Below are 22,987 nucleotides of genomic sequence, written 5' to 3' on the forward strand. Positions count from 1 at the left end.
CACAAAATGAAAAGAAGAGATTTTATACAGAAAACGGTAGCAGGTTCGGCTTTACTGACTGTTGGCGGATTATCATTAAGCAGTTTTAACACACTTAACAAAAAGCATATCACCATACTGCATACCAACGATGTTCACAGCCATATCGACCCGTTTCCACCAACAGACGCCAAAAATCCTAATATGGGCGGTGTTTCCAGACGGGCCAGCCTGATTGAAAGCATTCGCAGGGAAAATCCAAATGTTTTGCTTTTGGATGCCGGTGATATATTTCAGGGAACTCCTTACTTCAACTATTATGGCGGCGAATTGGAATTTAAGCTGATGAGCATGATGAAATATGACCTTGCCACTATGGGAAATCATGATTTCGACAACGGGATTGACGGTTTCTATTCGCAATTGCACAATGCAAAGTTTGATTTCGTGAGTGCCAATTATGATTTTAAAAACACTGTTCTGGATGGCATTGTGAAGCCTTATAAGATTTTTATCAAGGATGGCATCAAGATTGGTGTTTTTGGATTGGGTGTTGAATTAGACGGATTGGTAGACAAGAAGAATTATAAAGAAACAGTTTATAATGACCCGGTTTCTGTATCGCAGGAAATGACGCGAATCCTGAAAACACAGGAGAAATGCGACCTTATCATTTGCCTTTCGCATATTGGATATGCTTACAAAAACGACCCGGATAAAATTTCAGATTTAAAATTAGCCGCCGCAACAAGAGATATTGACCTGATTATTGGCGGACATACACATACTTTTCTTGACAAACCTACCATTGTAAAAAATCTGGACTGGATTGATACATTGGTGAATCAGGTAGGTTGCTATGGTATTAATTTAGGAAGAATCGATTTTTATTTTGATACGGATAAAAATAAGATCCATAGTGGAAGAACTATTGTAGTTTAATCTTTGGTTTTATTTTGAACGCGGATATACGCTGGTTTCGCGGATATACGCGGATTAAAAAAGCCATTAAAATTTTCATTTTAATGGCTTTTTTGTCTTTATATGGATTTGTCAGGTTGGCATTTAGCTATCCTAACATTGCGATAAAATCATCTTCTGAGATAATCGGGATATTCAGTTTATTGGCTTTTTCCAGTTTGGCTGGCCCCATATTATCGCCGGCTACTACATAGTCTGTTTTGGCAGAAATAGAGCTTCCTACTTTCCCTCCGTTATCTTCAATGGATTTCTTCAGGTCATCGCGTGAGAATTTTTCAAATACTCCCGAAATCACAAAGGTTTTTCCTGCCAGTTTATCTGTTGCATCCGGATTAAATACGGTTTTGGATTCGAGCTGAACGCCATAATCACGTAATCTCTGGATGATAATTCGGTTTTCCGGATTTTCAAAAAATTCAATGACGCTTTGCGCTATACGTTCGCCAATTTCATCTACCAAAATCAAATCCATCAGGCTGGCATTACTTAGGTTATCGATATTTTGGTAGTGTTTTGCTAATTTTTTTGCAACGGTTTCGCCTACATAGCGGATTCCTAAAGCAAACAGGACTCTTTCAAAAGGAACTTCTTTGGATTTTTCGATTCCGTTGACGAGATTTTCTGCTGATTTCTGCGCCATTCTTTCCAGAGGAATTACCTGCTCGACGGTAAGGTCATACAAGTCAGCGTAATTCTGTACCAGATTGTTGTTAAATAACAAGGCTACCGTTTCTCCGCCAAGTCCTTCAATATCCATTGCCTTTCTGGAAATATAATGCTGGATTCTGCCTATAATTTGTGGTGGGCATCCGTAAAAGTTCGGGCAATAATGCTGGGCTTCGCCTTCTTTACGGATTAACTCTGTCTGGCATTCCGGACAGTTTGTAATATAAACTGTTGGCAGTAAATCTAAAGAGCGTTTTGTAAAGTCTACACCTATAATTTTCGGAATAATTTCGCCCCCTTTTTCTACAAAAACTTCATCACCAACACGGATGTCAAGTTTTTCAATCTGGTCTGCATTATGCAATGAGGCTCGTTTTACAATGGTTCCCGCCAATTGTACCGGCTCGAGATTGGCAACCGGCGTAATCGCTCCGGTACGCCCTACCTGGTAAGAAATGGAATTCAGGTGTGTAGAAACCTGCTCTGCCTTAAATTTATAAGCAATCGCCCAACGCGGTGATTTGGAAGTATAGCCTAATTCTTCCTGATAATGCAGGTTATTTACTTTTACAACTACGCCATCGGTTTCATAAGGCAATTCATGACGGTGGATGTTCCAGTAATCGATAAAGTCAAAAACTTCCTCAATACTTTTTACCAACCTGGCTTCTTTAGGCACTTTAAACCCAAAACTTCTGGCTTTTTCAAGGCTTTCAAAATGGGTTGAGAATTTAACATCATTACCAATAAAAGTATACAGGAGGCAATCCAACGGACGTTTCGCCACTTCAGAACTATCCTGTAACTTCAAACTACCAGATGCAGTATTTCTTGGGTTTGAATAGGGGGTTTCACCAATCTCTATCAATTCCTGATTCATTTTGGCAAAACCTTCCAACGGCAAAATAATTTCACCGCGTATTTCAAAACTATCCGGATAATCGCCTTTTAACTGTAATGGAACCGATTTGATTGTTTTGACGTTATTGGTTACATCATCGCCCTGAAATCCGTCTCCCCGTGTTACGGCCCGTTTTAATTTTCCGTGCTCATAGGTAATTGAAATAGAAGCTCCGTCATATTTCAATTCACAGGTATATTCCAGCGGCACATCTCCTAATATTTTTTGGATTCTTTTTTCCCAATCCAAAACGTCTTCTTTTGAATAGGAGTTATCCAAAGAATACATTCGGTTTTTATGGGTAATGGTTTCAAAGTTTTTGGTAATCATCCCTCCTACACGCTGTGTTGGGGAATTTTCATCAAAAAACTCAGGGTGTTTGCTTTCAAGCTCCTGCAGCTCTTTCAGTTTTGTATCAAAATCATAATCTGAGATTGTAGGATTGTCCAAAACATAATAATTGTAATTATGCTGATTTAGTTCTTCCCGCAATGATTGGATGGTACTCTGAATATCCATAAAAAAAATTGGCTAGTTTAGTTCTGTAAACAGAGCACTAAAATAACCAATTTCCAATAAATAATACGATTTTATGACGATTGAATTATGCCGTTGACCTGCAAATACAATTGGCCGTCACTTAGGATAGCTCCTTGCTGTATCAGGTTAAAAATAGCATCGTTCCGTTCCTCTTCATATTCTTTCTGCCCTATCTTAATCTCTACCGTTTCTGTAAACATATTGTCACTCAACCACTGCAATCCTTCACGGGTCATAAAATCGACTTCCGGAATAAGCGCTTTGAGTACGATTGACTTGATTACTTTTTCCTGACAATGGAAAAGAAAGATATAGCTTTTAGAAAAATGTTCCAAATAATGGGCTCCTGTCAAAACGCCTTCCCAAATCAAATCAGAAAACACATCCAATTCCTGCTCGGCAACTTCCGGTTTTTCAGCCTTGATGGCATCCCATTCCTTCTTATCGATTGACTGCGTTGCCAAAAAATTGGCAAATTCCATATGGAGCGCTTCAAACTGTTCTTTTGTTAATCTTTTGTATTTCATTATTTTGCTGTAAGCTATAGGCTTTAAGCTATAAGCTCCCACAAGCGTAATACTTACGGCTTATTGCTTAAAGCTTTTCTATAATTTAAAAAAAAATCCCGACTTTCATCGGGACTTTTATATTTCAGTATTGAAAATATTATTTTTCAGCTACGATTTCGTAAGGCAAATCAACAATAACCTCTCTGTGTAATCTTACAGTCGCATTGTATTTACCAGTACGCTTAACGATTCCAGAAGTGATGAATTTTCTGTCGATTGATTGACCTTGCTTCTCCAAAGCTTCAGCGATATCGATGTTAGTGATAGAACCGAAAAGTTTTTCACCACCAGCTTTAGCTGAAATTTTGATTTCAAGAGCTTTAAGTGCTTCAGCCAATTTCTTAGCATCTTCAACAATTTTAGCTTCTTTGTGCGCTTTTTGTCTTAGGTTTTCAGCCAATACTTTTTTCGCAGAAGGAGTTGCCATGTGAGCGAATCCTTGTGGGATTAAGTAGTTACGTCCGTATCCGTTTTTTACAGTTACGATATCATCTTTAAAACCTAAATTTTGAACGTCTTTTTTTAATATAAGTTCCATGTTGTTGTCCTTATTTGTAGAAGTTAGGTTTCACTGTGAAACCAACAACTTTGTTTTTACTATTTTAATAAATCGGCCACGTATGGCATTAAAGCTAAATGTCTTGCTCTTTTAACAGCTACAGACACTTTTCTTTGGTATTTCAATGAAGTTCCTGTTAAACGACGTGGAAGGATTTTCCCTTGCTCGTTAACGAATTTCAATAAGAAATCAGGATCTTTGTAATCAACATATTTGATACCTGATTTTTTGAAACGGCAATACTTCTTAGTTTTGTTTGTTTCAATATTTAAAGGCGTAAGATATCTGATATCTCCGTCTTTTTTTCCTTTTGCTGATTGTTCAATCGTAGACATAATAATTACGCTTTAGATGCTTTTAGTTTTTCTCTTCTTCTTTCTGCCCAAGAAATTGCATGTTTGTCAAGACTTACAGTCAAGAAACGCATTACTCTTTCGTCACGTCTGAATTCAGTTTCGAAAGCAATTAATACTTCAGGAGCTACTTTGAATTCAAACAGGTGGTAAAAGCCACTTTTTTTGTGTTGGATTTCGTAAGCCATCTTTTTTAGGCCCCAATCCTCTTTTGATACCATCTCTGCACCTCTGGAAGTAAGAAAATCTTCGAATTTGCTTACTGTTTCCTTTACCTGTACTTCAGATAAAACGGGATTCAAGATGAAAACAGTTTCATAGTGATTCATAATACAATGATTTTATTTGTTATAAAATTGGGTGCAAAAGTAACTATTTATTTTTAATGCACAAGCGAAATCCAATTATATTCGATGAATTACAAAAAAATGCGGAAAATATTGTTTTTTAATAAAAAAATTGTTCTACATTTATCGTACCCAATCTATAAATTCTGATTTATTATGAAATTGAATTGTGTTGTAGTAGATGACAGTGCCATACAGAGAATGACAGTAACCAAATTGGTTGCAAATCATCCAAACCTGAACTTGGTGGGCGATTTTTCCAATGCCATTGAAACTAAAAATTGTCTTACCAATAAAGAAGTGGACCTTATTTTTTTAGATATTGAAATGCCTGTCATTAATGGATTTGATTTGCTTGACGGATTAAAAGTAAAACCACAGATTATCTTTATTACCTCAAAAGCAGAATATGCCGTCAAAGCATTTGATTATGATGCAACAGATTACCTTCAGAAGCCTATTTCACCCCAGCGTTTCAATGCTGCGGTAAAAAGAGCCATGGACCTTTATCTGCTTCGTAAAGAAAATATTGATGAAGACAGCGAACACATTTTCATCAAGAGTAACCTGAAAAAATTAAAAATCTTTACTTCTAAAATCAAATGGATTGAAGCTTATGGCGATTATGTTAAAGTAGTCACTGAAGACGAGAACCACCTTGTATTATCGACTATGAAGTCATTTGAAAACGATTTGTCAAAAGAACGCTTTATCCGTGTTCATAAATCGTTTATCATTAATATTGACAAGGTAGATAAATTCAACAGCAAGTTTGCCGAGATTGGTGTGACCAAAATTCCTTTGAGCAGAAATAAAAAAGAGGATTTGGTGAAAGCTTTGGCTTCGGCTTAATAGAAATCAACATTTACGGCCACTTTAATCGGTCTGTATTGCGATACCGTTTCAAAACTATTCAGTATTTTCTGGATAGTTTTTTTTGTGCTTCCTAATGGCTGGTTTTGGGGAATCTTGATTAGGATGGTGCGTATGTACTCATTCCTGATTCTGCCTATAGCCGGTTCTTCAGGCCCTAATACCGGCAGGTAGAGATTCTGGCTCATGACCTGATACAGCCACATGGAACCGTCTTTTAGTTTTTCAAAATCACGGTGTTTGAGTGTAATCTTGATGAGTCGGAAATAAGGCGGATATTTAAAAATATGCCGGTCATACAATTGTTCTTTGTACATCCCCATATAATCATTGTTGGTAACCTGCTGGATTGTGTTATGGTTCGGGTTGTAGGTCTGAATAATGACCTTCCCTCTTTTCCCGGAACGCCCTGCCCTGCCTGAAACCTGTGTCATCATCTGGTAGCTTCTTTCAAAAGCACGAAAATCAGGATGGTACAACATATTATCGGCATTCATAATACCTACCAGGGAAACATTATCAAAGTCCAGACCTTTGGCCAGCATTTGGGTTCCTACCAAAATATCGATTTCACGGTTCTTAAAACTGTCCAATATTTTTTCATAGCCGTATTTGCCACGGGTAGTATCCTGGTCCATTCGGGCTGTCTTTTTATTGGGAAACAATCCGGCCAGCTCCATTTCTATCTGTTCCGTACCAAATCCTTTGGTAGTAAGGTCAACGCTTGAGCAGTTGTGACAATGCGTAGGCTTTGCCATCGCATAGCCGCAATAATGGCATCGCAATTGGTTTTTGTGCTTATGATAGGTCAGGCTCACGTCGCATTGCGGACATTCAGGAACGTGACCACAGGTCATACATTCCAGAACGGGTGAATAGCCACGACGGTTTTGGAACAATATTACCTGTTCGCCTAAAGCCAACGCTTCTGCCATGTATTCGAGCAGTGTATCGCTAAAATGACCTTTCATTCTTTTTCGGAAATATTTGTCTTTAAGATCGACCAATTCAATTTCCGGCAGCATTACATTTCCAAAGCGTTCGGTAATTTCTACCAAACCGTATTTGCCTCCGGACGCATTAAAATACGTTTCCAGACTTGGCGTGGCAGAACCTAAAAGCACTTTGGATTTGAAATAGTTTGCCAGAACAATTGCCGCATCGCGGGCGTGGTATCTTGGTGCCGGGTCGTATTGTTTGAACGTCTGCTCGTGTTCTTCATCAATAATGACAAGTCCCAAGTCATAGAACGGCAGAAACAGTGCCGACCTTGCTCCTATTACAATCTTTGCTTTTGGAGAATTTTCCAATACTTGTTTCCATACTTCTACCCGTTCGTTATTAGTGTATTTGGAATGGAATACGGCGACCTGATTACCGAAATGAGCCGTCAATCGTCCGACCAATTGGGTTGTAAGCGCGATTTCCGGCAAAAGATATAACACTTGTTTTCCCGAGACAATATAGCTTTCTATCAGCCTAATATAAATTTCGGTCTTACCGCTGGAAGTTACGCCATGCAACAGGCATACTTCTTTCTCTTCAAAAGCGTTTGAAATTTCATCGAATGCTTTTTGTTGGGCTGTACTTAGCTGAAGGTTATTTTCTTTTTGGTTTTTATCAAAAGAAACACGGTCTTCCTGTATATAATATTCTTCAAAAATGGCTTTATCTACCAATGCCTTTACCACAGCAGATGTAGCCTGAGAATGCTCCAAAAGCTGTTTTACGGAAACAGGTTTTTGTTGAGAAGCATTGAGTTGAAAATAACTCAATAGAATTTCTTTTTGCTTTTGTGCCTTTTTATTCAGATTATCTATCAGGGCTATCAGATTCTGTTCGTCGACGTAATCTGTATGCAGACGGATATATTTAGTAAGTTTGGGCTTGTACAACTCTACTACTTCTTCCTGAACCGCCAATATTTTTTTATCAATGAGTTTTTGGATTGTCGGAAAAACATTTTTCTTGCCTAATAAGGCTACAATATCTAATACTTTAAGAGAGCTTTGGTGTTGCAAGGCTTCATAAATAAGGAACTCATCGTCAGAAAGCTGTGTTTCGTCAACTTCGGTTTCTTTTTTCTGCGATATGATGGTTTCACTTTCTAATAGTAAAGCCGAAGGCATGGCACCACGATATACATCGCCAATGGCACACATATAATAAGAAGCTATCCATTGCCAATGGGTAATCTGGATTTCGGTTACGACTGGAATTTCGTCTAAAATCTGATGGATTTCTTTAGCTTCGTATAGAGCAGGTTCGTTTTGATGCAATTCTATAGCCAAAGCCGTATACACTTTGCTTTTGCCAAATGGCACTGCAATACGCATTCCTTTCTGAATGTAATTGTATTCTGCTTCTGAAACCCTATAGGTAAAAGTTTTAGATAAAGACAGAGGAAGAATGACTTCTACAAAATACATTTAAAGGCTGTTTGGTTTTTACAAAGATAAGGGTTTGCCGGAATAGTTTTATATTCAATAATTATAATCAGAACAAAACCTTAGTACATTAATCACTTAGAATCTTTAAATTGAATGCGGATTAAATCGATGACGCGGATTTTCGCGGATTTATAAATATGGATAAACAAAACCCAGAGCCTCAGTAGCTTGCCCTCCTTAGAACCTTTTAAAATTAAATGCGGATTTACGCGGGTTTTCAAATCAGAATAAACAAAACTTAGAAACTCAGTAGCTTAGAACCTTTAAAATTGAACGCGGATTAAACCAATGACGCGGATTTTCGCTGAATATTAATATCGAATGCAACAAAACTTAGAAACTCAGCACCTTAGCCACTTAGAACCTTAGCAAAAACTCAATTAAACAAATTCTTCCTCTTTAATCGATTAATCGCTCCATTTAATTCAAAGCCCAACAAAAGAATCATACAATTCAACCAGATATAAATCATCAGGATTAATAGTGTTCCGATAGAGCCGTATAGTTCGTTGTATTTTGCAAAACGCACTACATAAATCCCGAAGATAAAGGAAGTCAGTATAATTAAAATGGTAGTAAAGACAGAACCTATGCTAAAAAAGGAATGGCGCCGGGTTTGTTTGGTTCCGAATTTAAAGAGTATGGAGGTTGCCGTCAGAATCATTAATCCAACGAATACAAAACGGCCAATGCTAACAAAATTGATGTTTTCAAACAAACCTTCGCTTTTCATACGCTGTATGATGTATTCGAAAACGACAATAGAAGAAACAGTCACAATTAACAGGAACGATAATATAATGGCTATACCTAAAGCCACGGCATACTGACGAAAAAAGCCACGGGTGACGGTAATATGTCTTGAAATTTCAAAACCTCCCAAAATGGCATTGACACCGTTCGCCATCAAAAAGATAGAAAGCAGGAAACCCGAGGAAAGTAATCCGCGGTAACTATTATTTAAAATATCATTGATGATTTTGTAGATGGCTTCATAGGTATTGGGCGGTACGCTTTCTTCTACAAATTTCAGGAAATCGGCTTGAAATCCTTCAATGGGAATGTATGGAATCAGGTTTAGGATAAAGAGCGCAAATGGAAAAAGCGCCATGAAAAAGCTAAAAGCAATCGCACTCGCCCTATAGGAGAAGGCTCCTTTGGCAATTCCGATAAAATAGAGCTCGAGCAGGTCGTAAAGCGACAATCCCTCCAGCCACGGCAACTTGATACGCTGCGTGAGATGCATTAACGGACGAATTACGGGAATCTTTTCGAGCTTGTCTTCTATTATCTTTGTCACCTTGTTTGTTTTAGATGGCTTTTAGGCTAAGATCCATATTATAGACCGAATGCGTCAACGCCCCGGATGAAATATAATTGACACCACATTCTGCATAGTATCGGATTGTCTTTTCATTGATATTTCCTGAGGATTCCGTTTGGCATTGGTCACCGATTAATGCTACGGCTGTACGGGTCATATCATAATCGAAATTGTCGAGCAGTATTCTGTAAACATTATCCGATTGCAGGATTTCGCGTACTTCATCCAGGTTTCTCGCTTCGACTATTATTTTTAAATCCAGATTGTTTTGCTTTAGATAGTCGTTTGTCTTTTGGATGGCTTTGGTAATTCCTCCGGCAAAATCGATATGGTTATCTTTTAGCATGACCATATCATAGAGTGCAAAACGGTGGTTTTCCCCTCCTCCTATTTTCACAGCCCACTTTTCAATAGCACGAATACCCGGTGTTGTTTTTCTGGTGTCCAGTACTTTGGTTTTGGTTCCTTCCAAAAGTCGGGCAAAGGATTGGGTTTTGGTTGCTATGGCAGACATACGCTGCATGGCGTTTAACACCAGGCGTTCTGATTTTAGTATGGATTGTGAGCTTCCGCTAACATGAAAAACAACATCTCCATATTTTACAGGTGTTCCGTCCTGAATGAATGTTTCTACTTTCAGGCCTTTATCAACATATTGGAAAATCATTTTAGCAAATTCCACCCCGGCAATAATGCCTTCATCTTTTACCAAAAGCTTGGCTTTTCCTTGTGCTGTTGCGGGAATACAGGCTAGTGAACTATGGTCGCCATCGCCTACATCTTCGCGTATTCCGTTTTCTATGATTAGTCTTAATTCGTTTTGAAACTGTGCTTCTGAAATCATCTTGCCATTTTAATTGAAGCTAAAATAATAAAATCTTTAGACTTGAATGCTGTTTGCTTTATTTAATTGCCCACAATTTACCGGGTTTTCTATTTTTTGAATTCCTGATGAGATAGGCTTATCTTTGCCGTGCAACACTTAGAAACTTAGCATCTAAAATCTTAGAAAAAAATGAACATCAAGCTTATCGCCATTGGAAAAACCGACAATAAATCGTTACAAACGCTGATTGACGATTATCAAAAACGTTTGTCTTTCTATATTAAGTTTGAGCTGGAGATTATTCCGGATATCAAAAATGTAAAGAATCTTTCGGAAGCGCAGCAAAAGGAAAAGGAAGGAGAATTGATTTTATCAAAATTGGCTGCCACAGACCAGCTTGTGTTGCTAGATGAAAATGGTAAGAGTTTTTCGAGCGTCGGATTTTCTGAAGAATTGCAGAAGAAGATGAACTCAGGCATCAAGACCCTGGTTTTTGTTATTGGCGGCCCTTATGGTTTTTCAGAGGCTGTTTATGCTAAGGCTCAGGGAAAGATTTCGTTATCTGCCATGACGTTTTCGCACCAGATGGTTCGTTTGTTTTTTATTGAGCAGTTGTATCGAGGTTTTACTATTTTGAGGAATGAGCCATACCATCATCAATAGTGGATAGTTGATAGTTTTTAGTGGATAGTTGTTGTAGTGAATAGTTGTTGGAGTGGATAGATGATAGTGGATAGATGATAGTGGATAGTGTTTAGTTGGGCTTGCGGTATAAACAAATTTATTTATAGAACCAGCTTTCTCTAAAATCTTAAATCAAAAATCTTAAATCCCAAATTCTCTAAAACAAACACTTCTTATCTAAACCCACTAATAACTAAAAACTATCCACTATTAATTATCAACTGCTCGACAGAGCATAACTGTTTCTAAGGCTTCTTTTACATCGTGTACTCTTAAAATCTTTGCGCCTTTGAGTAGGGAAATTGTATTGAGGACTGTGGTTCCGTTCAGGGATTCCTGTGGTGTGGTACCTAATGTTTTGTATATCATGGATTTTCTGGAAATACCTGACAGGATTGGCAATTCAAGCATTTGAAACAGTTCAAGTTTGTTCATTACTTCAAAATTCTGCTCAGTGGTTTTTGCAAAGCCAAAACCGGGATCGATTATGATGTCGTTTATGCCAAGGCTTCGGGCGTGGTTTACTTTTTCGGAAAAATAGTAAAGCATTTCTTTAATGATGTCATCATATTGCGTAAGGCTTTGCATCGTTTTTGGGTTGCCACGCATGTGCATCATGATATAAGGCACATTATATCTGGCTACAGTTTCCATCATTTTGTCATCTAATCCTCCGGCAGCAATGTCATTGATGATTGCCGCTCCATGTTCGATGGCATTTTTGGCCACTTCACTTCGAAATGTATCAACAGAGATAATAATTTCCGGGAAAACTTTTACCAACAGGTCGATTATGGGAATAAGCCTGTTTAATTCTTCCGCTTCAGAAACAAATTCGGCATTGGGTTTTGAGGAATAGGCTCCGATGTCAATAAAAGTAGCGCCTTCATCCAGCATCTGTTTTACTTTATCGATGATAGCCTGTTCGTTGTCATTTTTTCCTCCATCATAAAAAGAATCGGGAGTGATATTCAATATTCCCATTACTTTGGGAGTTGAGAGGTCGATAAGCGTTCCTTTACAGTTCATTTGACTGGTTCTCGTCTTTATATTTTTTGTTGGATTAGAAAATTGTCTGTTGCAAGGCTTTTTGCTTTTCGCCCTAAACCTTTTTTCACTATTTTTGGACAAATTTCATACAAAGATACACCAAATAATGAATAGTACTTCTCAAGAATTTGACCGCATCATTGGCATCTGCCGCTCTTTATATATCAACAAAATGCAGGATTACGGTAGTGCGTGGCGCATCTTGCGACTACCATCGCTAACCGACCAGATTTTTATTAAAGCACAGCGAATCAGAAGCCTTCAGGAAAACGATGTCCGTAAAGTAGATGAGGATGAAACGGGAGAATTTATCGGTATTATCAACTATTCTATCATGGCGCTTATCCAATTGGATTTGGGTGTGGTCGACCAGCCGGATTTGGATACGGAAAAAGCAACACAGCTTTATGATGAAAAGGTAGCTTTGACAAAAGCTTTAATGGAAGCCAAAAACCATGATTACGGCGAAGCCTGGCGTGATATGAGAGTGAGTTCCCTAACCGATTTGATTTTACAGAAATTACTGCGCGTCAAACAGATTGAGGACAACAAAGGAAAAACTATTGTTTCTGAAGGTATTGATGCCAATTATCAGGATATGATTAACTATTCTGTTTTTGCCCTGATTCTGATGGGATTTGCCAAATAACAACTCATTAACAAATTAGATATAGCATTAGCTTTATTTTTGAGAAAACTTAAACTCATGGAAAACTTAAAAAAATACCTGCCCTGGACCATCCGTATCCTGATTTCTTTCTTATTTCTAATTTCGGCCGTAGCTAAATTATACCCGTCCCCTTATTTTGCTATTTCTACATTTGAAGTAAAACAGCTGTATCCGATGGGATTTTCAGAAGATTTTTCTGTTTTCTTTTCCAGAATACTAATTGGAATTGAGTTGGCATTGGGGCTTTTACTGCTTCAGCCGCATTATTTAAAGAAATGGGTGATTCCGGCTACGATATTGATGCTTGTCGTATTTACAACGCACTTAACCATTGATACCATTCAAAATGGTGGTAATACCGGAAACTGCGGTTGCTTTGGCAGCCTGCTTCCTATGACGCCAATTGAAGCTATTATCAAAAATGTTATTGCAATAATACTTCTGGCGTATTTGCTGTATTTATTACCAAAAGGAGCTACAGATAAAAAGAATTTCTGGGTACTGACAACTGTTACTCTTGCGTGTATACTAGCAATTTTTATGATGGCTCCTATACAGCCAAAAGCGGTAGAGGGCAATATTGACGATGCTACTGCCCTGCCTATTGAATCTTTAGAGACTTTCCCAACACAATCTGCCGATTCCTTAGCGACAGCTCCAGCGGCTGAAACTAAAACTGCTGAAACTCCTGTTGTTGAAGCAGAAGCTAAAGCAGCCGATGAACCTGCTCCGCAAAAATCAGGTTATGCGCAGTATTTCAGTAAAGCCGATAAGGGCAAAAAAATAATCTGTCTTTTTGTTCCGGGTTGTGACCATTGCCGCGATGTTGCAAAAGAATTGGCCGAAATGAGAGCAAAAAACAAAAACTTCCCGGAAGTATCTGTTTTATTTATGAACGAAGAACCTGAAAAAATTCCTGATTTCTTCAAATTTGCAGGTACAGAATATCCGTATAAAGTTTTGGAAGTGATTCCTTTCTGGAAACTTTTAGGTACCAGTAAAGATACTCCGGGCGTCATTTACCTTTGGAATGGAAACAAAATCAAAGAATGGGACGGTATCAACGAAAAGAAATTCGTAGGTTCTGAACTGCAGAATGTCTTGAAAAAAAGCTATTCAGAGCTTAAAAAATAAGCATCGTTGATTAAATACTTAGTACATAAAATAGGATATGCACTGCTGACACTTTTCGGGGTTGTCACAGTCATATTCTTTTTATTTAATGTATTGCCCGGTGACCCGGCACGAATGATGCTTGACCAGAATGAAAATTCAGAACAATTGGCAATTGTCAAGAAGAAATATGGATTTGACAAGCCTATTTCTACACAATATTTATATTACCTCAACGACCTTTCCCCTGTTTCTTTCCACAGCAAAAATCAGGAGGATTATACATTTCTTACGGAAGGAAAATACAATGCCCTGCGTTTGTTTTCCATTGGAAATAATGAAGTCGTATTGAAAACGCCTTACCTGCGCGAAAGTTTCCAGAAAAGCGGAAAAAAAGTATCGGATGTGATTGGAAATACGTTACCCAATACCTTTCTGTTGGCTTTATTTGCTATTATTATTGCCATTGTAATTGGAATTCTGCTGGGAATAGTTTCGGCACTCTACAAAGACACCTGGCTCGACCGACTTATTGCTTTGTTAAGTACACTTGGAATGAGCATTCCCTCCTTTTTCAGCGCCATTTTGTTCGCCTGGCTTTTTGGATTCCTGCTGCACGAATATACCGGACTAAACATGACCGGAAGTTTGTATGAGGTAGATGATTTTGGTGAAGGACACTACATCCAATGGAAAAACATAGTACTTCCCGCTATTGTTTTGGGAATACGTCCTCTAGGTGTTGTGATACAACTGATGCGTAATTCGCTGTTAGAAACATTTGGACAGGATTACATCAGAACTGCCCGCGCTAAAGGATTGTCAGAATTCCAGATTATAAGAAAACATGCTGTCAAAAACTCACTGAATCCTGTAGTAACGGCTATTTCAGGTTGGTTTGCTTCGATGTTGGCAGGAGCTGTTTTCGTAGAATTTATATTTGGCTGGAACGGCTTGGGAAAAGAAATTGTAGAGGCTTTAAATAATTTAGACCTTCCCGTAATTATGGGCTCAGTATTGGTGATTGCTACAACTTTTGTAGTGATTAATATACTGGTAGATCTGGTATATGCGTATTTAGACCCGAAGATTCGATTGCAGTAAATTTTATTACCAACCCTGGCAGGGTTCTGAACCCTGCCAGGGTAAAATATTTAATAAATCTTTCTGAAAACTTAGTAGTATATTTGCTTATCACATTAAGAAAAAAACAATGAAAAAAATATTCTTATCACTTCTTGTCGTTTTAGGAACCATTTCTTGTTCTAAAGCACAAAAAAGCGAATTTTCTCCGGAAGCACTGACTGAAAAATTACAGACATTAGACGGAAAAGAAATATCCTTTAAGGAAATATTGAACAAACACAAAGGAAAAACTCTTGTAATAGATGTTTGGGCTTCCTGGTGCGGTGACTGTGTTAAGGCGATGCCGAAAGTCAAAGATATGCAGGAAAAAAGTCCAACGACAGATTACATCTTTATTTCAATGGACAAAACTGCCGACAAATGGAAAACCGGAATTGAGAAACATGAGCTTAAAGGGGAGCATTACCTGGCTCCGGACGGTATGAAAGGTAAATTTGGAAAAGCGATTGATCTGGATTGGATTCCGAGATATATCGTCATTGATAAAAAAGGAAAAATTGCTATCTACAGAGCTATTGAAACCGATTTTGATAAAATAAACGCTACTTTAAAAAAACTAAAATAATGAGACAAAAGATTGTTGCAGGCAACTGGAAAATGCACAAAAACGCTGAAGAAACAGAAGATTTACTAAATGACCTGATTGATAAACTTCCAAACGATGTAGAAGCCCATATCATTGTAGCTCCTACTTTCGTTAATCTGGCTTCTGCCGTTGATCATCTTGAGTTTACCAACATTGGCGTTGCCGCACAAAATATGCACCAGGCCGAAAGTGGCGCCTTTACAGGCGAAATTTCTGCCGATATGCTTAGAAGTATCGGTGTAGGCATTGTTATTTTAGGACATTCTGAAAGAAGAGCTTACTTCCATGAAACGGATGCCCTTCTTGCTGAAAAAGTGAATACGGCACTAAAGCATGACATGCAGGTTATTTTCTGTTTTGGAGAAGAATTAAAAGACAGACAGTCCGGAAACCATTTCAATATTGTAGAAAACCAATTAAGAGACGGATTGTTCCATCTGGAAGCCAAAGACTGGGAAAATATCATTCTTGCCTACGAGCCGGTTTGGGCTATCGGAACAGGCGAAACTGCTACACCGGAACAGGCACAGGAAATGCACAAATTTATCAGAGAAACAATCACTGCTAAATACAGCGCTACGCTTGCTGAAGAAGTTTCAATCCTTTACGGAGGTAGCGTAAAACCAGACAATGCAAAGGAAATTTTCTCCAAGCCTGATGTGGATGGCGGACTGATTGGCGGTGCCGCTTTAAAGGCATCTGATTTTGCTGCTATTGTCGCTTCTATATAAGCATCAAATAAATTAACATAAAAAAGGCCCGGATTTCGTATTCGGGCTTTTTTATTAAGGCAATATTACGCCAGCATTATGCCTTAACATTTATAAAACATCAGGATAGCACCTCTTAAACATTCTTTTATGAGACAGTAATAGCTGATTAACACCACATAGTGACTTTTGTCGGAATTAATCAACTACATACTTATGTCACACAACTACACCTCAAAAACCGGAAAAGTACTCCAGATGCTTCTTCTCCTTTTTGCAGCCCAATTTATGAATGGGCAAACCCTTATCCATTATTGGAATTTTAACAACAATGCTTCAGTAGCCACTATTACGACTCCAACACAGACATTGGTTACCGGTGCTTCGTTAACTGCCATTGCAGGAGGAATCAGTACTATTGACTTTGCCGGAGGAACCGGACAAAATTTTGACCTACAAAATCTGAATGCCAGAAATAATGACGCTTCAGGTACACATTTACGTTTTAACGACCCAATTGGCGGTGCGTTGCAATTTGCATTACCAACAACCGGTTATGAAAACATCATCGTAAAATTTGCCACACGCCGTTCAGGTTCCGGGGCCGGAAATCAAAAATGGTCCTATACGGTTGACGGAACTACTTTTGTTCCTTTTACTACCATTGCTCCAAACAACGGAAATCCGGCGTTAGAAACCTTAGATTTCAGTGCTATTGCAGCAGCAGACAATAATCAAAATTTCAAATTAAAAGTAGAATTCGAAGTTGGAGCCGGCGGAACAGTTGGCAACAACCGTTTTGACAATTTTACTGCTGAAGGTAGCCCTCTTGGTGGTGGTGATACTGTGGCTCCAACCGTAACTTATGTTCCTGCCAATTCCAGTACCAATATTGCTGTAGATGCCAATATTACCATAAACTTTAATGAAGCTATCCGATTAGTTAATGATGCCGCTATTGACAATACGAATGTGGATGCTTTGGTCGAATTGCGTCTGAATAACGTATCAGGAGCTTTAGTTCCATTCGATGCTACTATTTCAGGAAATACCATCACGATCAACCCTACTTCAAATTTGGCTAATAACCAGACGTATTATGTTGCCTTGCTTCCAAATACGGTAGAAGATCTTAGTGGTAATGCAGTAACAGCGGTTACTTCAAGCTCATTCACTACCATTGCGGTACAAACTCAATTCCAGGCCGGAGATTTGGCCTTTGTGGGTTATAGAATGAATGCTTCCGGAACAGAAGACGAAGTTGCTTTTGTTACTTTTATAGATATACTTCCGGGTACTTTCCTGACTTTTACAGATTCAAAATATACCGCTAACACCCAGCCACAATGTCCAAACGGAATTGTATGGACTGTAGGTGCTAACGAATGTATACCGGCCGGTTCTGTAGTGAAAATCCAAACCTCTGCTTTAATTGCCAGCAAAGGAACCGTTACAGGTTCTGGTTTTGGATTAAGCTCCGGTGGCGACCAGGTAATTGTGTATTCAGGAACGGCCACTGCCCCTAATTATATCACCGCTCTAAGTTCAAATGGTTGGGCTGCTTCAAACACTTCTTGCAGCGGAAGCATATCGATGCTACCAGCCGGATTGATTGACGGAACTAGCGCACTAAACACTTCAACTGCTCCAGGCAACGATGCCGGAAATGCAGTAAACGCTTATTATAATGGTGTACAGACCGGAACTGCAGCTACTTTAAAAACAGCAATCCTGAATCCTGCTAATTGGGTAGCTATTGCCGGAGGTACAGCCCCTCAAACGTGGCCGGTTTGGAATTTCCCAAGTTCCTTACAGGTACAGAATGCTGTTGTAATAAACAACACTACTCTTCAGATTACATTTAACGCCAACCTGAATGTTGCTTCGGCTTCTAACGTTGCTAATTATACCGGAGTTGCTAACCTTAGTTCGGTTAACGTATCAAACAACATTGCTACTTTAACTTTCTCAGTTCCTTTTGCTCCTGCTACAAATTATGCATTAGTCATCAGCAATATCCAGGATGCTTTCGGTATTGCTATGGCTTGTCCTTATACTTACAACTTTAGCTTTAATGCTACCTTATCATTGGCTTCTAATTTTATTACTGTTAATGAAGATGCCGGAGTTTTAAATTTTGTTGTCAATCTTGCTGCTGCAGCAACGGGTTCTGTTGACCTGGTTGTAAAATCGGCTCCGTTCAGTACAGCTGATTCCAATGATTTTACGTTCACTACAAGAACATTAAACTTTACTTCTGCCAGCACTTTGGCACAGACAATTCAGATTCCGATTATTGACGATTCAACTCCGGAACAGCAGGCAGAATATTTCGTATTGAGCCTTGAAAACCCTGTTGGATATACGATTACCGGAAATCCGATGGCTACCATCTATATCAAGGATAACGACAGAACTGCAAAAGTTCCGAACAACGATATACAGTTAAATTATATTGGAAGTTTTGACCCGTCAGGAACCAATAGCAGCACTTGCGAAATTGTAGTACACGACCCTGCTTCCCAAAGATTGTTCACAACCAGTGCCGTGGCAGGTTATCTTGACATTATTGATTTCTCAAATCCAACAGCCTTGACGGTAGTGAACTCCATCAACATGAATCCTTATGGAGGTGTGACCAGTGTTGCCGTTAAAAACGGAGTTGTTGCCGTAGCATCACCAAATGCAAACGAAGCATTAAACGGTTCTGTAGTGTTTTTCAATACTGACGGTGTTTTCCAGAAACAGGTTACGGTTGGTGCACTTCCTGATATGATTACGTTCACACCGGACGGCACAAAAGTACTAACGGCTAACGAAGGACAGCCTAATGCTGATTATTCCGTTGACCCGGAAGGTTCTGTAAGCGTAATTGACATTTCTGGCGGTATTGCTTCTCTTTCGCAATCTAACGTAACTACGATGCTGTTTACGCAGTTCAACAGTCAGGAATCAGCTCTTATTGCTAGTGGTGTCAGAAAATTAAAAGCATCGAGCACACTATCACAAGACCTTGAGCCGGAATATATCACTATTAGTGCTGATTCTCAAAAAGCCTGGGTTGCCTTACAGGAAAACAACGCTATAGCTGAAATTAACCTGACAAACAATACGTACACTTCTATTTGGGCATTAGGCACAAAAGACATGAGTGTAGTTGGAAACGGAGCCGATATTTCTGATAATAACGGACAAATCCTGATTGCTAACTGGCCAATAAAATCATTCTACCAGCCGGATGGAATAGCTACGTATGCTGCCGGAGGTACTAATTATATCGTAACCGCTAATGAAGGTGACGAAAAAGAATACACAGGATTCGTTGAGCGTATTACTATCGGAGCGTCAGGTTACGGATTGGATGCTGTTGCTTATCCACAGGCAGCTATACTAAAAGAAAGCTATAATGCAGGTCGATTCAGAGTGTCCGCCTTTTCAGGCAATACAGATGCTGATGCCGATTTTGAGCAAATTTATGCTTTGGGAGGACGTTCCTTCTCAATCTTTAATACAGATACCAAACAGCTTGTTTTTGACAGCGGTGACGATTTTGAAATGTATACTGCTTTTACACCATCTATCAATCCTATCTTTAATGCCGATCACGAAGATAACACACCAAAAGGAAGAAGCCGAGCCAAAGGTCCGGAACCGGAAGGTGTTACGCTTGCTGAAATTGCAGGAAAAACTTTTGCTTTTATTGGCCTGGAAAGAATTGGTGGTGTTATGGTATATGATGTTACCAATCCAAACGACGTGAAATTCGTAGATTATAAAAACAGCCGCAGCGTTTCTGCTTATGCCGGTGACCACGGTCCGGAAGGCATTACGTATATCAAAGCAGCAAACAGCCCTACCAATAAAGATTATATTGTAGTAGCTAATGAAATCAGCGGTACGTTGACTTTGTTTGAAATAAACACAGAAAACCTTTCTGTACCTGGATTCGAAAATGAACCTAAAACGTTCGTATTGTTCCCGAATCCGGCAGTTGACGGAATCGTATACTTTAACAGAATAGCTGATATCGAAGTTTTCGATTATACAGGAAAATCAATTCACAAGGCAAAACAAGCCCTGACAATAGATACTTCATCATTCGCATCAGGTATTTATCTGGTAAAAACTTCAGAAGGAATTACAAAGAAACTTGTTGTGAAGTAATCCTTCTTTTACCTTCCTTTTTCAAGAGCCGGTTTCGTCCTGAAACCGGCTTTTTATTTGCTGACTCGAATAAGATTGTATCATAAAAAAAGCCTATTCATATCCGAACAGGCTTTTCTTAGCGTCTTAGCGCCTTTGCGAGCTGTTCACGCAAAGGTGCAGATCCGCAAAAAAATAGTAGTAAAATTATGTTTTATGAGGTTTAGAATTAAAAAAGCTGGCTTCTACATTTTGAGCCAGCTTATTAACTATATATTTTTTATTCTTAAATTCCTATTTCTATCTGAAATCTCAAATACCAGTTTTGTTTAGTTCTTCCGTCAAAATAATTCAGATCGTCGAGTGTCAGCTCTCCTTGTAATTTAAAAGCATGTTCCCAGATATATTTTGTAAGACCAATGCTGTATTGTTTTGCATTAGGTGCATATTGTCTGATATCATCATGTACTTTTTGTGTAGAGAATCTTCCAATAATTTCATAATTGGTTGGGAAAAGATAACTCAATTGGTAGTCCATTCCGCTTCCGACAAATACATACTTTATGTCCTGAACATCTTCGGGATTCACCGTAACCGGATTATTGGCAGTTCTTGACATATAGCTTGACATGGCGGCCCAACCGTCATATTTTACGATGGCATCCAACATGACTGATTTCATGGTTCGCTGTTCAAACAAGTCGTCACCCAATTGTCCTTGCGTTCTTCGGGCGTGGTTGTTTTGCTGGAAAGCCGCAGAAAGCATCAGTTTTGGCTTTTTCTCACGGGCAATATCGCCTTCAAAATAAACACCGTCTTTTGTAAAAGCTCCAAATGGGAGAATTTCTACTTTTCCGGTAAGAGCTACGCCATTGTCGTTGCTTTTTGTCCAGTTTCTTCCTTCACCGGTACTAACGGCTGTCTTAACATTATAAGAGAACTTTTCGGCATAATCATTCAGATAATGAGCCTGGAACCCAAAATCCCTGTCAATAGTAAACTTTGCATTATTGATAGAACGGTCCGTTAGTTGCAAACCTCCGGATGAGTTAACCCTTTGCCTGTTTCCCGGAAGTTTGGTCTGCCCAAAACTAAAACTCCAGCTTTTGTTAGGCCTGTAATAGACTACCGCATCACGGATAATATTAATGTTTTCACCTTCTTCAATTTCACCAACATCGCCCGGAGCAAAGGATAGCTGTAAGGCATACAGGAATTTCGGGTTTCCTACATAACCGTCAAAACGCAATCTCAATCGTCTGATTTGCCCGTCATAAGCCGCATCTTCCCCTTCATTCTGTATATATGTTACCCTGTTCTGCATCCTGAAACGGATATTCAGTTGGAAAAGGCTGTCGGGAGACGTTAATCCCAAACCGCGACCGAAATTATAATAGGGTAAGGTGGGAAGTTTCAGGTCATTGTCTTTTGTAGTAACTTTAATGTCCTGTGCTTGTGCAGACAGTCCTAAGAACAATAGAAAGAGAGGAAAAATTTTCTTCATTTTAAGTTTTGATTGGTATAATTTTCGACAAAGGTAAATTCACATTTTGGAAACACTTAGGACACAAATATTATTTTTCTTTGTGTAAAAATACACATACGTTATCATAGCGCAAACTTAATATTAATTTTAACCGCCGAATGTTACGATAATATTACCTTTGCAAAAATTTTATGTTATGGCAAATACCTATCTTGGATATCACTTCAAAGTAGAACCAAAAGAACTGGGTTCGGAAATTCTTGTAGCTGAATTGGGCGAAAAACCTTTTGAAAGCTTTATCGAGACTGAATTCGGAGTTACGGCTTATATCCAGAAAGCACTTTGGACCAAAGATGTCCTTGAGGATATTTTTATATTGACTTCACCTGAATTTACCGTAAGCTATACGATAGAAGAAATTGAACAGGTAAACTGGAATGAAGAATGGGAAAAGAATTTCGAAGCAATTGATGTTGATGGAATTTGTCATGTACGTGCCCCATTTCATGAAAAAACGGATGCCCAATATGATATCGTTATCGAACCTAAGATGTCTTTTGGTACCGGGCATCACGAAACAACACACATGATGATTCAGCATCTGCTTGAAACGGATGTAGCGGGAAAGAAAACGTTGGACATGGGCTGCGGAACGGCAATTTTAGCCATTTTGGCTGAAATGAAAGGTGCACAACCTATTGATGCAATAGACATTGACAATTGGTGTTACTTAAACTCTATTGAAAATGCCGAGCGCAACAATTGCAAACACATTACCGTTTATGAAGGTGATGCCGCTTTACTTGCAGGACGCAATTATGATGTAATTATTGCCAATATCAACCGAAATATATTGTTGGAAGACATGCAGCAATATGTAGACTGCCTGAATCCCGGAGGAACTTTATTCCTAAGCGGCTTCTATGAAGAAGACATACCGGTGATTGATGCTTCATGCACAGAAAAAGGACTGACCTATGTTAAAAAACATCAAAAAAACAACTGGGTGGCCCTGAAATACGTAAATTAGA

20 protein-coding genes are annotated in these 22,987 nt (G+C 38.8%); 10 read left to right on the forward strand and 10 right to left on the reverse strand.

Features of this window, described 5'->3' with window-relative positions; genetic code table 11:
• Positions 1-6: 6 nt before the first annotated feature.
• Positions 7-921 (forward strand): bifunctional metallophosphatase/5'-nucleotidase, encoded by a 915-nt coding sequence (locus tag B0G92_RS11360; protein WP_101472282.1) that lies wholly within the window; start codon positions 7-9, stop codon positions 919-921.
• 127 nt (positions 922-1,048) lie between these two features.
• On the opposite strand, the gene ligA is transcribed toward B0G92_RS11360, so the two are convergent.
• From ligA to rpsF, 5 genes are all read right to left on the reverse strand, one after another.
• The gene (gene ligA, locus B0G92_RS11365) at positions 1,049-3,046 is read right to left on the reverse strand and encodes an NAD-dependent DNA ligase LigA (protein WP_101472283.1); all 1,998 of its coding nucleotides are present in this window, start codon (positions 3,044-3,046) and stop codon (positions 1,049-1,051) included.
• A 71-nt stretch (positions 3,047-3,117) separates the two neighbouring features.
• On the reverse strand, positions 3,118-3,594 hold the full coding sequence (locus B0G92_RS11370; RefSeq protein WP_056065791.1) for a DUF6495 family protein: 477 nt from the start codon (positions 3,592-3,594) through the stop codon (positions 3,118-3,120).
• A gap of 139 nt (positions 3,595-3,733) precedes the next feature.
• A complete protein-coding gene (gene rplI / locus B0G92_RS11375; RefSeq protein ID WP_056065789.1) occupies positions 3,734-4,174 on the reverse strand; it encodes a 50S ribosomal protein L9 in 441 nt (146 codons plus the stop codon).
• A 59-nt stretch (positions 4,175-4,233) separates the two neighbouring features.
• Positions 4,234-4,530, reverse strand: coding sequence for a 30S ribosomal protein S18 (rpsR, locus tag B0G92_RS11380; RefSeq protein ID WP_020211613.1), 297 nt, complete (start codon positions 4,528-4,530; stop codon positions 4,234-4,236).
• Positions 4,531-4,535: 5 nt separating this feature from the next.
• Entirely contained in the window at positions 4,536-4,877 is a 342-nt protein-coding gene (gene rpsF, locus B0G92_RS11385) for a 30S ribosomal protein S6 (protein ID WP_056065785.1), read from the reverse strand.
• Between the two features lie 174 nt (positions 4,878-5,051).
• Here rpsF and B0G92_RS11390 point away from each other — a divergent pair, with 174 nt between their 5' ends.
• Entirely contained in the window at positions 5,052-5,747 is a 696-nt protein-coding gene (locus B0G92_RS11390) for a LytR/AlgR family response regulator transcription factor (RefSeq protein WP_056065783.1), read from the forward strand.
• Here B0G92_RS11390 and priA read toward each other — a convergent pair.
• From priA to nadC, 3 genes are all read right to left on the reverse strand, one after another.
• Complete coding sequence (priA, locus tag B0G92_RS11395; RefSeq protein ID WP_101472284.1) at positions 5,744-8,197, reverse strand: replication restart helicase PriA; 2,454 nt, start codon at positions 8,195-8,197, stop codon at positions 5,744-5,746. The two genes, B0G92_RS11390 and priA, sit on opposite strands and share 4 nt — an antisense overlap.
• 397 nt (positions 8,198-8,594) lie before the next feature.
• The gene (locus B0G92_RS11400; protein WP_056065778.1) at positions 8,595-9,518 is read right to left on the reverse strand and encodes a YihY/virulence factor BrkB family protein; all 924 of its coding nucleotides are present in this window, start codon (positions 9,516-9,518) and stop codon (positions 8,595-8,597) included.
• Between the two features lie 10 nt (positions 9,519-9,528).
• Positions 9,529-10,386: a carboxylating nicotinate-nucleotide diphosphorylase gene (gene nadC, locus B0G92_RS11405; RefSeq protein ID WP_101472285.1), complete on the reverse strand. Its 858-nt coding sequence runs from the start codon at positions 10,384-10,386 to the stop codon at positions 9,529-9,531.
• A gap of 171 nt (positions 10,387-10,557) precedes the next feature.
• Between nadC and rlmH the strand changes: the two genes are divergently transcribed.
• Positions 10,558-11,031, forward strand: coding sequence for a 23S rRNA (pseudouridine(1915)-N(3))-methyltransferase RlmH (gene rlmH, locus B0G92_RS11410; RefSeq protein WP_056065771.1), 474 nt, complete (start codon positions 10,558-10,560; stop codon positions 11,029-11,031).
• 231 nt (positions 11,032-11,262) lie between these two features.
• Here rlmH and folP read toward each other — a convergent pair whose 3' ends face one another.
• Positions 11,263-12,081, reverse strand: a complete 819-nt coding sequence (gene folP, locus B0G92_RS11415) for a dihydropteroate synthase (RefSeq protein ID WP_101472471.1) — start codon at positions 12,079-12,081, stop codon at positions 11,263-11,265.
• A gap of 127 nt (positions 12,082-12,208) precedes the next feature.
• Between folP and B0G92_RS11420 the strand changes: the two genes are divergently transcribed.
• The 6 genes from B0G92_RS11420 to B0G92_RS11450 all read left to right on the forward strand — a co-directional run bounded on the left by B0G92_RS11420 (position 12,209) and on the right by B0G92_RS11450 (position 20,491).
• A complete protein-coding gene (locus B0G92_RS11420; RefSeq protein WP_056065768.1) occupies positions 12,209-12,751 on the forward strand; it encodes a DUF1599 domain-containing protein in 543 nt (180 codons plus the stop codon).
• 57 nt (positions 12,752-12,808) lie between these two features.
• Positions 12,809-13,906, forward strand: a complete 1,098-nt coding sequence (locus B0G92_RS11425) for a MauE/DoxX family redox-associated membrane protein (protein ID WP_101472286.1) — start codon at positions 12,809-12,811, stop codon at positions 13,904-13,906.
• Positions 13,907-13,912: 6 nt separating this feature from the next.
• Positions 13,913-14,989 carry an ABC transporter permease gene (locus B0G92_RS11430; protein ID WP_101472287.1) on the forward strand — a complete coding sequence of 359 codons (1,077 nt, stop codon included), beginning with the start codon at positions 13,913-13,915 and terminating at the stop codon, positions 14,987-14,989.
• 109 nt (positions 14,990-15,098) lie between these two features.
• Positions 15,099-15,596 carry a TlpA family protein disulfide reductase gene (locus B0G92_RS11435; protein ID WP_101472288.1) on the forward strand — a complete coding sequence of 166 codons (498 nt, stop codon included), beginning with the start codon at positions 15,099-15,101 and terminating at the stop codon, positions 15,594-15,596.
• The gene (tpiA, locus tag B0G92_RS11440) at positions 15,596-16,348 is read left to right on the forward strand and encodes a triose-phosphate isomerase (protein WP_056065756.1); all 753 of its coding nucleotides are present in this window, start codon (positions 15,596-15,598) and stop codon (positions 16,346-16,348) included. Before B0G92_RS11435 ends, tpiA begins: the two co-directional genes overlap by 1 nt.
• Positions 16,349-16,543: 195 nt before the next feature.
• The gene (locus B0G92_RS11450) at positions 16,544-20,491 is read left to right on the forward strand and encodes a choice-of-anchor I family protein (protein ID WP_245867829.1); all 3,948 of its coding nucleotides are present in this window, start codon (positions 16,544-16,546) and stop codon (positions 20,489-20,491) included.
• A 265-nt stretch (positions 20,492-20,756) separates the two neighbouring features.
• On the opposite strand, the gene B0G92_RS11455 is transcribed toward B0G92_RS11450, so the two are convergent.
• Positions 20,757-21,974: a porin gene (locus B0G92_RS11455; protein ID WP_101472289.1), complete on the reverse strand. Its 1,218-nt coding sequence runs from the start codon at positions 21,972-21,974 to the stop codon at positions 20,757-20,759.
• A gap of 178 nt (positions 21,975-22,152) precedes the next feature.
• On the opposite strand from B0G92_RS11455, the gene prmA reads away from it, so the two are divergent.
• Positions 22,153-22,986 (forward strand): 50S ribosomal protein L11 methyltransferase, encoded by an 834-nt coding sequence (gene prmA / locus B0G92_RS11460; protein WP_101472290.1) that lies wholly within the window; start codon positions 22,153-22,155, stop codon positions 22,984-22,986.
• Position 22,987: the final 1 nt, after the last annotated feature.

Source organism: Flavobacterium lindanitolerans (assembly GCF_002846575.1).
GTDB classification, from domain to species: Bacteria; Bacteroidota; Bacteroidia; order Flavobacteriales; family Flavobacteriaceae; genus Flavobacterium; species Flavobacterium lindanitolerans.